The 302-nt window shown below is 64.9% G+C and carries 1 pseudogene; it reads left to right on the top strand.

What is annotated here, in order from left to right:
• Nucleotides 1-302, top strand: a pseudogene (locus E0702_RS16595) (hypothetical protein); the annotation flags it as partial.

Here is a 302-nt window from a genome sequence, read left to right on the forward strand (position 1 = left end):
GCGTCGCGTGCGGCCACGCGGTTCGAGTTTCCCGGCAAGGCGGGGAAACTCGCGTCGCGTGCGGCCACGCGGTTCGAGTTTCCCGGCAAGGCGGGGATCATGGGATTCATCATGATCCCGCTGGTGCTGCCCGAGATCATTGTCGCGGTCTCATTGCTGGTCGTGCTGCTGCAAATGGGCCTCAACCTGTCGCTCTGGGCGGTTATCCTTGGGCATACCCTGATCTGCACACCGCTCTGCATTGCCATTCTGTCGCGCAGCTGCAGCGGCCCCGACAGGTCGCCCGACGAAGCCGCCAGCGA

The organism is Halomonas marinisediminis (genome assembly GCF_004347715.1).
In the GTDB taxonomy this organism is placed as follows: domain Bacteria; phylum Pseudomonadota; class Gammaproteobacteria; order Pseudomonadales; family Halomonadaceae; genus Halomonas; species Halomonas icarae.